The organism is Cellulosimicrobium funkei, assembly GCF_004519295.1.
Taxonomy (GTDB): Bacteria; Actinomycetota; Actinomycetes; order Actinomycetales; family Cellulomonadaceae; genus Cellulosimicrobium; species Cellulosimicrobium funkei.
Map to the genome: position 1 here is coordinate 450,380 of NZ_SOZH01000004.1, position 12,300 is coordinate 462,679.

At 75.8% G+C, this 12,300-nt stretch carries 14 protein-coding genes; 7 read left to right on the forward strand and 7 right to left on the reverse strand.

All coding sequences use genetic code 11. The features are described from left to right. Positions 1–16: 16 nt before the first annotated feature. A complete protein-coding gene (locus E1O70_RS07935) occupies positions 17–1,576 on the reverse strand; it encodes a ricin-type beta-trefoil lectin domain protein (RefSeq protein WP_205688628.1) in 1,560 nt (519 codons plus the stop codon). Positions 1,577–1,849: 273 nt separating this feature from the next. Further along, on the reverse strand, positions 1,850–3,358 hold the full coding sequence (locus E1O70_RS07940) for an AAA family ATPase (RefSeq protein ID WP_082774316.1): 1,509 nt from the start codon (positions 3,356–3,358) through the stop codon (positions 1,850–1,852). A 96-nt stretch (positions 3,359–3,454) separates the two neighbouring features. On the opposite strand from E1O70_RS07940, the gene E1O70_RS07945 reads away from it, so the two are divergent. After that, on the forward strand, positions 3,455–4,369 hold the full coding sequence (locus E1O70_RS07945) for a phosphoribosylaminoimidazolesuccinocarboxamide synthase (RefSeq protein ID WP_061267194.1): 915 nt from the start codon (positions 3,455–3,457) through the stop codon (positions 4,367–4,369). Between the two features lie 50 nt (positions 4,370–4,419). Here E1O70_RS07945 and E1O70_RS07950 read toward each other — a convergent pair whose 3' ends face one another. Continuing rightward, the gene (locus E1O70_RS07950) at positions 4,420–4,779 is read right to left on the reverse strand and encodes an HNH endonuclease (RefSeq protein ID WP_061267139.1); all 360 of its coding nucleotides are present in this window, start codon (positions 4,777–4,779) and stop codon (positions 4,420–4,422) included. 175 nt (positions 4,780–4,954) lie between these two features. Between E1O70_RS07950 and E1O70_RS07955 the strand changes: the two genes are divergently transcribed. The 6 genes from E1O70_RS07955 to E1O70_RS07980 all read left to right on the forward strand — a co-directional run bounded on the left by E1O70_RS07955 (position 4,955) and on the right by E1O70_RS07980 (position 8,654). Then, positions 4,955–5,326: a PadR family transcriptional regulator gene (locus E1O70_RS07955; protein ID WP_240696638.1), complete on the forward strand. Its 372-nt coding sequence runs from the start codon at positions 4,955–4,957 to the stop codon at positions 5,324–5,326. Beyond that, positions 5,323–5,943 carry a hypothetical protein gene (locus tag E1O70_RS07960; RefSeq protein WP_061267137.1) on the forward strand — a complete coding sequence of 207 codons (621 nt, stop codon included), beginning with the start codon at positions 5,323–5,325 and terminating at the stop codon, positions 5,941–5,943. The genes E1O70_RS07955 and E1O70_RS07960 overlap by 4 nt, the downstream gene beginning before the upstream one ends. A 177-nt stretch (positions 5,944–6,120) precedes the next feature. Continuing rightward, on the forward strand, positions 6,121–6,408 hold the full coding sequence (gene purS, locus E1O70_RS07965; protein WP_021483374.1) for a phosphoribosylformylglycinamidine synthase subunit PurS: 288 nt from the start codon (positions 6,121–6,123) through the stop codon (positions 6,406–6,408). After that, the gene (purQ, locus tag E1O70_RS07970) at positions 6,408–7,127 is read left to right on the forward strand and encodes a phosphoribosylformylglycinamidine synthase subunit PurQ (RefSeq protein WP_034654359.1); all 720 of its coding nucleotides are present in this window, start codon (positions 6,408–6,410) and stop codon (positions 7,125–7,127) included. The genes purS and purQ overlap by 1 nt, the downstream gene beginning before the upstream one ends. Beyond that, complete coding sequence (locus E1O70_RS07975; protein WP_061267136.1) at positions 7,124–8,281, forward strand: GNAT family N-acetyltransferase; 1,158 nt, start codon at positions 7,124–7,126, stop codon at positions 8,279–8,281. The genes purQ and E1O70_RS07975 overlap by 4 nt, the downstream gene beginning before the upstream one ends. A gap of 58 nt (positions 8,282–8,339) precedes the next feature. Then, positions 8,340–8,654, forward strand: a complete 315-nt coding sequence (locus E1O70_RS07980) for a hypothetical protein (RefSeq protein WP_061267135.1) — start codon at positions 8,340–8,342, stop codon at positions 8,652–8,654. On the opposite strand, the gene E1O70_RS07985 is transcribed toward E1O70_RS07980, so the two are convergent. The 4 genes from E1O70_RS07985 to E1O70_RS08000 all read right to left on the reverse strand — a co-directional run bounded on the left by E1O70_RS07985 (position 8,641) and on the right by E1O70_RS08000 (position 12,268). Next, positions 8,641–9,513: an LLM class flavin-dependent oxidoreductase gene (locus tag E1O70_RS07985; RefSeq protein ID WP_061267134.1), complete on the reverse strand. Its 873-nt coding sequence runs from the start codon at positions 9,511–9,513 to the stop codon at positions 8,641–8,643. The genes E1O70_RS07980 and E1O70_RS07985 overlap by 14 nt on opposite strands. 29 nt (positions 9,514–9,542) lie before the next feature. Then, positions 9,543–10,580, reverse strand: a complete 1,038-nt coding sequence (locus E1O70_RS07990) for an MBL fold metallo-hydrolase (RefSeq protein WP_082774314.1) — start codon at positions 10,578–10,580, stop codon at positions 9,543–9,545. Between the two features lies 1 nt (position 10,581). Further along, entirely contained in the window at positions 10,582–11,070 is a 489-nt protein-coding gene (locus E1O70_RS07995; protein WP_061267133.1) for a DUF7832 domain-containing protein, read from the reverse strand. 145 nt (positions 11,071–11,215) lie between these two features. Then, positions 11,216–12,268 (reverse strand): LLM class flavin-dependent oxidoreductase, encoded by a 1,053-nt coding sequence (locus E1O70_RS08000; RefSeq protein WP_061267132.1) that lies wholly within the window; start codon positions 12,266–12,268, stop codon positions 11,216–11,218. Between the last annotated feature and the right edge of the window lie 32 nt (positions 12,269–12,300).

Consider the following 12,300-nt stretch of genomic DNA (forward strand, 5'->3'; position numbering starts at 1 on the left):
CCTCAGGGGCGAGGCGTCAGGCGCGGCGCCACTTCTGGGCCGCGGTGCCGTTGCACGTCCAGATCTGCAGCTTGGTGCCGTCGGCGCTGTTGCTGCTCGGCACGTCGACGCACTTGTTCGCCAGCACCGACACGAGGTCGCCCGCGCCGCTGAGCACGAACTTCTGGGCCGCGTTGCCGCTGCAGTTCGCGAGCTGGAGCGCCGTGCCGTCGGCCGTGGCCGCCCACGCGACGTCCATGCACCTGCCGCCCGCGCGGACGGTGCCGTCGGCCTCGAACGTCCAGCGCTGCGCGCTCGACCCGTTGCACGTCCACAGCTGGAGGCGCTTGCCGTCGCTGAAGTCGGACCCGGGGACGTCGATGCACTTGCCCGCGAGCCCGACGAGCGCGCTGCCCGACCCGCCGCCCGTGGTCACGAGCGATAGTCCGTAGGCCGACAGGATGGGGTTGACGGGCTGGTAGATGAACTTGCCGCCGTTCGAGCAGTCGTTGATGCGGCCCGACGTGACGCCCTGCGCCTGGTTGCCGGAGATCACCGACCCGCCCGAGTCGCCGCCCTCCGCGCACGCGCTGCCGCGCACGAGGCCGGGAATGTCGCCGTTGCCGTAGTTGACGGTGATGTTCTTCTGCTCGATGACGCCGCAGCGCCAGCCGGTCGTGGCGCCCGAGCGGCACACCGACGCACCCACGGGCGCCTCGGCCGAGCCGGCGACGTCGACGGTGCCGCCCGCGTAGTTGTTCACCCGGGGGACGGGGGAGAACCCGGCGTCGACGCGCACCCACGCGTAGTCGTGGCCGGGGAACGACGCCGCCTGGACCGTACCCATGCGCGCCCAGCTCGCGGTGAGCACCTCCTTGCCCGCCGCGCCGCAGTGCCCCGCCGTGACGAAGCCGCCCTGCACGGCGAAGCCGATCGAGCAGGCCGAGCCCGACGACGCGCCCGGGTCCCGGGTGATGTAGCGGTCGCCGCCGCGCACGTCGGCCGTGAGCTCGTACGGCGCCGCGAGGACCTCGGTGCGCACCGCGGCGGCGTCGACCCCGGACGCGGCGACGAACGCCTGCGCTGCCGCGGGGTCGAGCGACTCGACGACCACCTCGTTCGTGGTGACGTCGACGTACCAGGCCTGCACGGCGTCGGGGGTGGTGGTCGCGTCGAGCCGGGCGGCGACGTCGTCGAGCTCGGCCAGGCCGTGCTCCACGACGACGGCCGTGGCCCCGGCCGCCTCGACGTCGGCGACGGCCGCCGGGTCGGTCACGGCGACGACGGGGGCGCCCGCCGCGGCGTCGACCCACGTGCCGGCGTACGCCGTCCCGAGGCCGTCGCTCAGTGCGCGCTCGACGGTGGCCGTCGCTGCGTCGAGCGCGAGCCGGTCGGCGACGCCCGCGGCATCGAGCCCCAGGTCGCGCTCGAGAGCGCGGAGCTGCCCGTCAGACAGGTCGTCGGGGGCGGGGGCGGCGGGGCTCGCGGTCGTCGGTGACGGGCTCGGGCTCGGTGCGGACAGGGGCGCGCCCGCGGGACCGAGAGCGCCCGCGTGCGCGGTCGTCGCGAGGCCCACGCTCGCGACGACCACCCCCATTCCGGCCGCTAGCGCTGTCAGGCGATGGTGCATCGTGCGGTGGTGCATCGTTGCCTCCTCCGTGCGGATGGGGCCCGCCGCCGTCGGCAGGCCCGGACAGCAGCGCACGCGCCCCCGCAGGAGTCGCGCCGGTGCGGCCCCCTGACGGCGGGAGAGCGCTCCCACGGCCGTCCTGGCCAGCAGACTAGCGGCACGCCGGTCGATCGGCACGCGCGGGAGTACTGGCGCGAGACCGACCTCCCCCGTGCGGCGAGCGCCCGGTGCGGCGCTCCGTCAGGGCTCGAGCGACCCGTCGTCGAGGAGGTCCGGCGACGAGCCGAGCAGCGAGCGCGTGATGCGCTCGGCGTCGGCGGTCATCTCGTGCACGGCCGACCGGAGATCCTCGTCGCCCACGTCGTGCCCGGCCTCGACCGCGCGCAGCACGGCTCGTCGGACGACCTCCTTGACGAAGGAGGCGGTCACGCCGTCCGTGCGATCGGCGGCGTCGGCGAGCGCTCCGGAGGTGAACGGCAGGTCGCCGCGGTAGAGCTCGAACAGCCGTAGCCGCGCCGACGCGTCCGGCAGCGGGATCTCGACCGCGAGGTCGACCCGGCCGGGCCGCTGCGCGAGCGCCCGCTCCAGGAGGTCGGCCCGGTTCGTCGTCAGGACGAACGCGACGTCGGAGTCGCTGCCGAGGCCGTCCATCGCGTCCAGCACCTCGAACAGCAGTGGCTGCGGGCCGTCGTGGAACGAGCGGTCCTCGGCGATGAGGTCGCAGTCCTCGAGCACGATGATCGCGGGCTGCAGCGCGCGAGCCGTCTCGGCGGCGAGCCGGACGAGCCGCAGCGCACCGCCCGCGAGGACGATCACCGTCGTGCCCGGGCTCTCGCCGACCAGGTGGCGGACGGTGTGCGTCTTGCCGGTCCCGGGCGGGCCGTAGAGCAGGACGCCGCGCTTGAGGTGCTGGCCTGCCGCGAGGAGCTCCGTGCGGTGCCGCGCGACGCCGAGCACCTGACGCTCGATCCTGCTCAGCGTGCCGTCCGGGAGCACCACGTCGGTCGCCGGGACCCGGTCCCGCCGCAGGAACGTCATGCCGCCGGCCTGCGCGCCGTAGTCCGACGCCGTGAACGTCACGACCTGGCCGCGCAGCACGCTGTGCTCGACCATGGCCGCCCGGAGCTCGGCGAGGAGCGACAGGGCGGCGTCCTCCTGGGGGCACATGACCTCGACGCTGCCCTCGTCGCCGTGCCGCGGGTTCGCCGCGCGCTGCAGGAGCGCGACGGGCGTGCCCGCGTACGCGAAGAGGTGCAGACCGAAGGAGACGGTGCGGCGCTCGCTCTCGGGGCCCGTCGCCGCGCGCGCGTAGTCCACCGCGCCGACGGGAAACTGGCGCCACAGGGCGGAGTGCTCGACGATCTCGGAGAGGGACGTGTGCATCCGCTGCTCGCCGCCACCGACGCCGACGACGCGGCCACCGCCGTGACAGGCGACGACGGCCTCGATCGCGACGTCCGCGTCGACGCTGCGCAGAGCGGACACCGTCTCAGTGACGACCGCGATCGAGCGCGGGTCGGTGCCGAGGTGCTCGCGCAGCACGTCCGCGACGGACGGCCCGGCGTCGGTCCGCTGCCGCTGGGCCTGCTCGTTGGCGGTCTCCATGAAGGCCGAGAAGGTCGCGAGGAAGTCGCGCACCGCCGGGTCGTGCGTCGCGCGCCCGGCGTCCTCGCCCTGGTCGGGCGTGCCGCCGAGCGCGCCGCCGGGGGCGGCTCCCGAGGTGGACGAGGGGCCGGGTTCGAATCGCATGGTGCGACACTAGGGGCCGTGACCCACACCCCGCAGGACCCCGGCTCGGCTCTCTCGCTCGGCGAGGCCGACGCCCTCGACACGGCCGCGCTCGACCTGCCCGGCTGGACGCACGCGTACTCCGGCAAGGTGCGCGACCTGTACACGCCGGACCTGCCGGCCGTCGGAGGCGTGCACCCCCTGGGCGACGTCGTGCTCGTCGTCGCGAGCGACCGGGTGAGCGCCTACGACCACGTGCTGTCGCCCGGTATCCCCGACAAGGGTGTCGTGCTCACGCAGCTCAGCCTGTGGTGGTTCGAGCAGCTCGCCGACCTCGTGCCGAACCACGTCGTCTCGACCGCCGTCTCGGCGGTGCCGGGCGACGGCCTCGTGCCGGACGTCGTCGCCGGGCGCGCGATGATCTGCCGCCGCCTCGACATGTTCCCGGTCGAGTGCGTGGCCCGCGGGTACCTGACGGGCTCCGGCCTCGTGGAGTACCGCGCGGGCGGCGAGGTGTGCGGCGTGCCGCTGCCCGACGGCCTCGTCGACGGGTCGCGCCTGCCCGAGCCGATCTTCACGCCGGCGACGAAGGCGGCCGTGGGCGAGCACGACGAGAACGTCTCCTTCGACGTCGTGGCCGAGCAGATCGGCCTCGACGACGCCACGCGCCTGCGCGACCTCACGCTCGCCGTCTACGCGCGCGCCGAGGAGATCGCGCGCGATCGCGGCGTGATCCTCGCGGACACCAAGCTCGAGTTCGGCGTGGACCCGGCGACGGGGGAGACGGTGCTCGGCGACGAGGTGCTCACGCCCGACTCGTCGCGCTTCTGGCCCGCGGACCAGTGGGAGCCGGGCCGCGCGCAGCCGAGCTTCGACAAGCAGTTCGTGCGCGACTGGCTCGCGTCGCCCGCGTCGGGCTGGGACCGCGCCGCGGACACCCCGCCGCCGTCGATCCCGGCCGACGTCGTCGCACGTACCCGCGCGCGCTACCTCGAGGCGTACGAGCGGCTCACCGGGTCGACGCTCGCCTGACGCCTGACGCCTGACGCCTGACGCTTCTCTCCTGACGCCTCTCCCCACCCTCACGCGGTCCGGAGGGTGCCGGGCCGGAGGTAGGTGTGCCCGCTCGGCGCGGTCCACCGGACCGACCCGTCGGCGAGCAGCGCCGGGCGCCAGCCGTCGCGTGCGCGGACGACCCGGTGGTGGCGGCACAGTGCGACGAGGTTGTCGGCCCCGTGCGTGGACTCCGCGTCGTCGTCCGTGCCTGTGCTCGTGCCCGGCCGCGGGGCGACCAGGTGGTCGAGGTCGCAGCGGAACGCCGGTACGCGGCAGCCCGGGAAGACGCACGTCCCGTCGCGCGCGAGGACGCGGGCCACGGTGGCCGGCGCGGGTCGTGAACGGCCGCGGTCGATCGTCGGGACGGGTGCTGCCGGTGCGTCCATGGGGAGCCTCCGTGCGTCGTCGGGCGAGGTGTCGTGCGAGGGCGGGGAAGGGGCAGGACCCCGCCCTCGCACCGTGCTCGAGCGTGCGTCTCGAACACGTGTTCGAGACTAGCCCCACCCTCCGACACGCGCCGAGCACTTGCGCACATAGGTCGCCGGGCGATATATATCGACCATGGTCACCTCAGCCCCGTTCCGCATGACGGAGCAGGCGTACCTCGTGCTCCTCGCGCTCAGCGGGGAGCCGCTCCACGGCTACGCCGTCATCCGGTCGGTGAGCGATCTCTCCGACGGCCGTACCCGCCTCGGCGCGGGCACCCTCTACGGGAACCTCGACCGTCTCGTCGCGGCCGGTCTCGTGGAGCCGACGGGCGAGGAGGTCGTCGACGGCCGGCTGCGTCGCTACTACCGCGCGACCGACGACGGGCGCCGCGCAGCGCGCGCCGAGACCCTGCGCCTCGCCGAGCTCGCGGAGCGCGCGCGCCGGTCGCTCTCCCGCGGTGCCGGTCGGGGTGCCGCCGACGGTCTCGCCGGGAGCGGCGCGTGACCGGGCGACGGGCCGCCGCCGACGGCGCGCAGCCCGGCCGCCCTGCCCGCGGGGCGCGCGGCGCAGACCGGTACGAGCGGTCCGCGCGGTTCTGGCTGCGCGCCTACCCCCGGCGCTGGCGCGACCTGCACGGGGACGAGGCGCTCGCCGTCCTGCTCGACCTGGCGCCCGAGCCGGACGCCGGCGCCGCTCCGCGCGGCATCGGCGCCCGCGAGGCGTGGGGCCTCGTGCGCGCGGGGTGGGCGCTGCGGTGGCGCGAGCACCCGCCGCTCGGGCGCTGGCTGCTCTACCGGTCGCTCGACCTGCGGCTCCCCGCGCGGTACTGGTGGTGGGTCGCCGACGACATCCACGGGGCGCTCTATCCGTGGCGCGTCACCCTGGGCAGCCTGGGGACCGCGCTGGCGGTGTTCTACGGGTGGCCCGTCCTGGGCCATGCGCTGTTCTCGTACGACGTCACTCGGCCGGACCTGTGGATGGGTGCGCTGTGGTGCGCGGCTGCACTCGTGAGCGGGTTCCTGTTCCGGCGGTCCCACGTCGACCGGGCCTGGCGCAAGCACGTGCTCGACGGCAACATCCCGGTCGACACCCCGGACCAGCGCCGCACCGCGGGCGGCTGAGCACGCCCGCTCACCGTGCGGACGCCCGACCGGGCGGGTGCGCGCGCCCGCTAGACTGAGCGCGGAATCCCGCCGTCGGCTCCCGCTCGTCCCGTCCTCCCGGGCGTCCTCGACGCCCGTGACGTGGCCGGGATCCCGGAGCCCCGGCCCTCCCAACACTCTCGCCAAGGAGCCCCCGTGGGACGCGTCGTCGTCGAGGTCATGCCCAAGCCCGAGATCCTGGACCCGCAGGGCAAGGCCGTCGTCGGGGCGCTGCCGCGCCTCGGCTTCACCCAGTTCACCTCCGTCCGCCAGGGCAAGCGGTTCGAGCTCGAGGTCGAGGGCCCGGTGACGCCGGAGGTCCTTGCCGCCGCCGAGGAGGCCGCGGTGAAGCTCCTGTCGAACCCCGTCATCGAGGACGTCGTGCGCGTCGCCGACATCGAGACGGACGCCGCCGCGACGATCACGTCGCAGGGTCTCGCCTGATGACCGCCTCGGCTCTCGCGACGGCCACGGTCGGCGTCGTCACCTTCCCCGGCACGCTCGACGACCGCGACGCCGCGCGCGCGGTGCGTCTCGCGGGCGGCGAGGCGGTGTCGCTCTGGCACGCCGACGCCGACCTCCACGGCGTGGACGCGGTCGTCCTGCCCGGCGGCTTCTCCTACGGCGACTACCTGCGCGCGGGCGCGATCAGCCGCTTCGCGCCGGTCATGGAGTCGATCGTGGACGCCGCGAAGGGCGGCATGCCCGTGCTCGGCATCTGCAACGGCTTCCAGATCCTCACCGAGGCCCACCTGCTCCCGGGGTCGATGGTCAAGAACGACCACCTGCACTTCGTGTGCCGCGAGCAGGTCCTCGTGGTCGAGAACGCCGACACCGCCTGGACGCGCGACTACACGGCCGGCCAGCGCATCACGATCCCGCTGAAGAACCAGGACGGGCAGTTCGTCGCCGACGAGCGGACGCTCGACGAGCTCGAGGCCGAGGGGCGCGTCGTCTTCCGCTACGACGGGTGGAACCCGAACGGGTCGCGCCGCGGCATCGCGGGCATCTCGAACGCGGCGGGCAACGTCGTCGGCCTCATGCCCCACCCGGAGCACGCCGTCGAGCCCGGCTTCGGCCCGGCGGCCGAGGCCGGCCCGCGCGCCGGCACCGACGGTCTCGGGTTCTTCACGTCCGTCCTGGGCGCGCTCGTCCGCGCGTGACGCTCCCGCGCGTCCTGCCCGACGCCGTCGGGCGCCCCGGGACCGGGGTCGTCACCGTGGCGACGGTCCCGGCGGACGACGCCGCGGCCGAGCGGCTGCGGTCGCGGCAGCAGGCGGAGCTCGCGGTGCGCTACGGCGAGCCCGACGCCGGCACGTTCGCCCCCGAGGCGGCGCTCGCGAACGTCGTGGTCCGGGAGGACGGCGAGCCGGTCGCGTTCGTCGCGCTGCGCGACGTCTCCGGCACGCCGGACGGACGCGGCGGCACGCACCCCGCGCGGACCGGCGAGGTGAAGCGCCTGTACGTCGAGCCCGCCCACCGGGGTCGCGGGCACGCACGCACCGCGATGCGCGCGCTGCACGAGCGCGCGGTCGCCGCGGGCCTCGACCGGCTCGTGCTCGAGACGGGCACGCTCCAGCCGGAGTCCATCGACCTCTACCTCTCGCTCGGGTACGTGCCGATCGAGTCGTACGGCCACTACGCCGGGCAGCCGCTCTCGCGCTGCTTCGCGCTCGACCTGCGCGTGTCGCCCGCCGCTGCGTCGGATGCCGCCGGAGCGCGGACCGCCGCGCCGGATGCCACCGGACCACGGGGCGCTGCGCTGGACGGCACGAGGTCGGGGTCCGGCGCCGCGGCGGGCGGCCTGGTCGTCGGGGGTGCGGCGGTCGAGCTCCGAGCCGTCCCGTGGGACGACCCCGACGCGGCAGCGCTGCGCCGCGAGATGCACGAGACGTCGTCGGCCGTCCTGTACCCCGAGCTCTTCAGCGGCCTCGACTCCGCCGGGGGCTTCGAGGCCGTGGACGCGCGCCTGGGAGCGGACGTCGTGGTCACCCTCGTCGCGTACCGGGACGGCGAGGCGCTCGGGTGCGCGTCGCTGCGACGGCCCGAGCCCGGCGCGCCGCAGGACGCGCTCGAGGTGAAGAAGGTGTTCGTGCGCGAAAGCGCGCGCCGCACGGGGACCGCGCGCCGGCTCCTCGACGGGCTGGAGACGGCGGCGCGTGAGCGCGGGGTCTCCACGCTCCTGCTCGAGACGGGCATCCGCCAGCCCGGCGCCATCGCGCTCTACCGCTCGCTCGGCTTCCGTGCCGTCGCGCACTTCCCGCCCTACGACGGCGACAACCACGTCGCGCTGTGCTTCGCCAAGCCGCTGACCTGAGGCGATACCCCGCCGTGCCGCATATGACCGCGCTGTCCGGTTCCGCTAGGGTGGACCGGTGATCCCCCTCGCGTCCGGCGCCCACTCCGTGGCCTCCGTCGTCCTCGAGCTGCTCGGGTGGGTCTCCGCAGCCGTGACGCGGGTGCCCGGACGGATCGGTGCGCTCGCGGCGGAAGTGCGCGAGACCGCGGCGGGCTCGGGCCTCCCGGTCGGCGAGGTGACCGACCTCTATGCCGACTTCCCCGTCCGCCTCGCGCTCGCCGTCGGCGCCGTCGCGCTGGTGTGCGCGGTGGTCGCCCTCGTCCACGGCCTGCGGCAGCGGCCCGGCGCCGCGGGCACCGAGGGCGACACCGGGCGCGTCACCGGGAGCTGAGCAGCGGCGCGACCTCTCGCCCGAGGAAGCGCACGAACGCCTCGACGTCGGGCTCGTCCGCGGTCGGCTGGACCGCCACGGCCGTCGCGCCCGCCTCCGCGAGAGCCAGGACGCCCGCCGCGACCGCCTGCGCGTCGCCCGCGGCGCCGATGCCCCGACCGGGCTCCGCGCCCCACACCGGCAGCTCGCGGTCGACCCGCGCCTGCGCGTCCGGGCCCGTCGCGGCGATGAGCGTCGCGTGGACGTCGAACCCGGGGCCCGCACCGCCCTCGCGCGCGACGGCCGCCGCGCCCCGCACGTCCTCGGGGGTCAGCGCGTTCGTGAGGATGAGACCGTCGCCGAGCTCGCCGGCCAGCGCGAGCGTCCGCGGCCCCGACCCGCCCAGCCACAGCGGGACGGGACCCGTGGGCGGCCAGTCGAGCCGGACGGCGTCGAGCGTGACGTACCGGCCGTCCGTCGTGACCTCCTCGCCCGCGAGCAGGCTGCGCAGCGCCGTCGCGTGCTCGCGCAGGAGCGTCAGGGGAGACGCGACGCGCACCCCCGCCTGCCCCATCCACTCCTGGACGCCGTGCCCGAACCCCGCGACGAGGCGACCGGGGAACATCCGCGCGAGCGTCGCCACCTCCATCGCCGTGATCGCCGTGCTGCGCAGCGGGGCGGGCATGAGCCCGATGCCGACGCGCACGCGCTCGGTCCACGCCAGGGCAGCGGCCGCCGAGGCGAGTCCGGACTGCTTGAAGCAGTCCTCCCACACCCAGAGGTCGTCGAGGCCGGCGTCCTCCGCCGTCGTCGCGAGCCGCCGCAGGCTCTCGGGTGCGTGGGTGGGCACGAACGCGATACCGAGCCGTGGTGTCGTCATCCCGTCATCGTGCACCGTGGCACCGACAGTCAGCCGTCGCGGCTCGGGGCGCCGGGGGTGTCGTCGGCCGCGTCAGCTCCGATGTCGGCGATCGTTCTGGTTCTGGTTCTGGTGCTGGTGCTGGTGCTGGTGCCGGTGCCCGCGTCGGTGTCTGGGCCGGCGAGGAACGCGAGCTGCGCGGCGACGGACTGCCGGGCGGCTCCTCGCACCGCGGGGTCGACGTCGGCGTAGACCCGCGCGACCACCTCGTCGACCGCGCCCGGCGCGTCCGGGGCAAGGCCGAGCGCGACCAGCGCGGCCCGCACCTGGGCGAGGCGCTCGTGACGGTGCTCCCGGTACGCGCGCACGCGCGCCGCGAGGTCGTCGACGACCGGTCCGTGGCCCGGGAGGCCGGCCACCGGTCCCAGGCCGCCCGAGACGGCCTCGATCGCGTCGAGGCTCGCGAGGTAGGCGCCGAGGGACCCGTCGGGCGCCGCGATCACCGTCGTCCCCGCCCCGAGCACCGTGTCGCCCGTGAGGATCGTCGTGCCCGACGGCGCCCGCGCGCCCTCGTCCGCCGCGGTCCCGGAGCCCGCGGCGACGGGGCCCGCGGTGCCGGAGCCCGCCGGGCCCGGGTCCGCCGTGCGGCGGGCGCGGTCGTCGGTCGAGGCGACCGGGCCGTCGTCGGGCAGGACGAGGCAGATCGAGTCGGCGGTGTGGCCGGGCGTGGCGAGGACCGCGACCCGCAGGCCTGCGGCCTCGATCACCTCGCCGTCGCGCAGCGGCGCGCCGCCGTGGCAGTGGTCCGGGTCGGCGGCCCGCACGGGTGCGCCGGTGCGCGCGCGCAGCCCGGGGGACCCGGCCGTGTGGTCGGCGTGCCGGTGGGTCACGAGCACGAGCTCGACCGGCCCGGCGGCGGCGAGCGCGTCGAGGTGGGTCGCGTCGTCGGGCCCCGGGTCCACGACGACGCACGACGCCGAGCCCGGCGCGCGCAGCGCGTACGAGCGCGTGCCGTCGAGCGTCATGGGGCCGGGGTTGTCGGCGCGGAGGACGGCGGCGAGGCGCGTGACGGGCGTCGGGGCGCTCATGTCACGCGCGGTGCCGCAGGACCGCCGGGCGGCCCTCGTCGTCCCACTGGGCGAACCGCGCGTCGATCAGCGGCGCGACGAGCTCGTACGTCTCCCACGTGTCCGGGACGCGGTACACGTCCTCGGGCTCCCCGTCGCCGGGGCTCACGGCGTCCACGTAGTCCTCGAGGTAGAGGCCGGCGTCGCCCTCGTCCTCGTCGTCGCCCGCGTAGTAGGCGCTCGCGAACGCGGTGCCGACGTCGTCGAGGTCGTGGTCGACGAGCTTGCCGTCGCACGAGTCGTGCACGAACGCGCCCGGCGTGACGGTGCGCTCGCGCAGCGCCGCGAGCTCGTCCTCGGAGTCCTCCTCGAGCTCCGGGGACGCGTGCCCCGCGAGCACCGCCCACGCGAGGAACATGCCGATGTGCGTCGCCCCCGCCTCGGGACCGGCCTCGGGCGGGTAGCCCTCGCCGCCCGAGTGCCAGGACGCGTCGTCGTACTTCGTGGTCATGCGCGCGACGCTACCGCCTCCCACCGACGCCGCCGCGCCCCCGCCACGACGCCGCCGCCGACCACGACGCCGCTCCCCGTCGAGCACGACCTTGCTGTCGTGACGGGCGCTATGGCGACAGCAACGTCGTGCTCGGCGGGGAGGGTCAGACGGCGAGCTCTCCCGCGAGGAGCTCGAGCGTGCGCGCGCGGCCCGGCGTCGCGTCGAGCGCCTCGTCCGCACGGGACGCGGCGACGGGCACGACCATGACCTCGTCCACGCCGTGGCGCTCGGCGAGCCGACGGACCTCGGCCGCCGCAGCGTCGGGCGTCCCGACGGCCCAGCGGCGCAGGCTGTCCTCGACCATCTGCCCGGCCGCGCCGTCGAGCGGCGCGGCCTGCGCCTCCTCGACGGTCTCGAGCGCGGTGAGCGCCTGCCCGGTGCGCAGGCGCGCCATCATGCGGGCCTGGGGGAGGGCCCGGGCGCGCGCCTCGTCGTCGGTCTCCGCGACGACGGCGTTGAGGGTGAGGAACGTGCGGGGCTCGGGGAACGCCTCGCTCGGGCGGTAGCCCTCGCGGTACAGGGCGAGGATCTCGTCGATGCCCTGGCCCGAAAAGTGGTTCGCGAACACGTACGGCAGGCCGAGCTCGGCCGCGAGGCGCGCGGAGTAGTCGCTCGACCCGAGCAGCCAGACCGTCGGGGTGCCGTCCGCGGCGGGCGTCGCGTGCACGTCGTAGACCTGCCCGCTCGTGAGGCGCAGCGTCGCGCCCTGCGGGCTCATGAGCGCGAGGATGTCCGTCACGTGCTGGGGGAAGCGGTCGACGTCGGCCGTGGGGCCGGTGATGCGCAGCAGCTGGGTGACCACCGGGTCCGAGCCGGGCGCACGGCCCAGGCCGAGGTCGACCCGTCCGGGGGCGATCGCCTCGAGCGCGGCGAACTGCTCGGCCACGACGAGCGGCGCGTGGTTGGGCAGCATGACGCCGCCCGAGCCGACGCGGATCCGGTCCGTCACCGACGCCGCCGCGGCGATCATGACGGGCGGGGTCGAGGCCGCGACCGCGGGCATGTTGTGGTGCTCGGCGAACCAGTAGCGCTCGAAGCCGAGCCGGTCGGCGAGGCGGACCAGGTCGAGCGACGCTCGCACCGCCTGGGTGCTGGACTGGCCCGAGCGGACGGGCACGAGGTCGAGGACGGACAGGCGGGGGGTCTGGGTGCTCACCCTGGTGCCAACCGGCCACCCCCGTGCCTCAT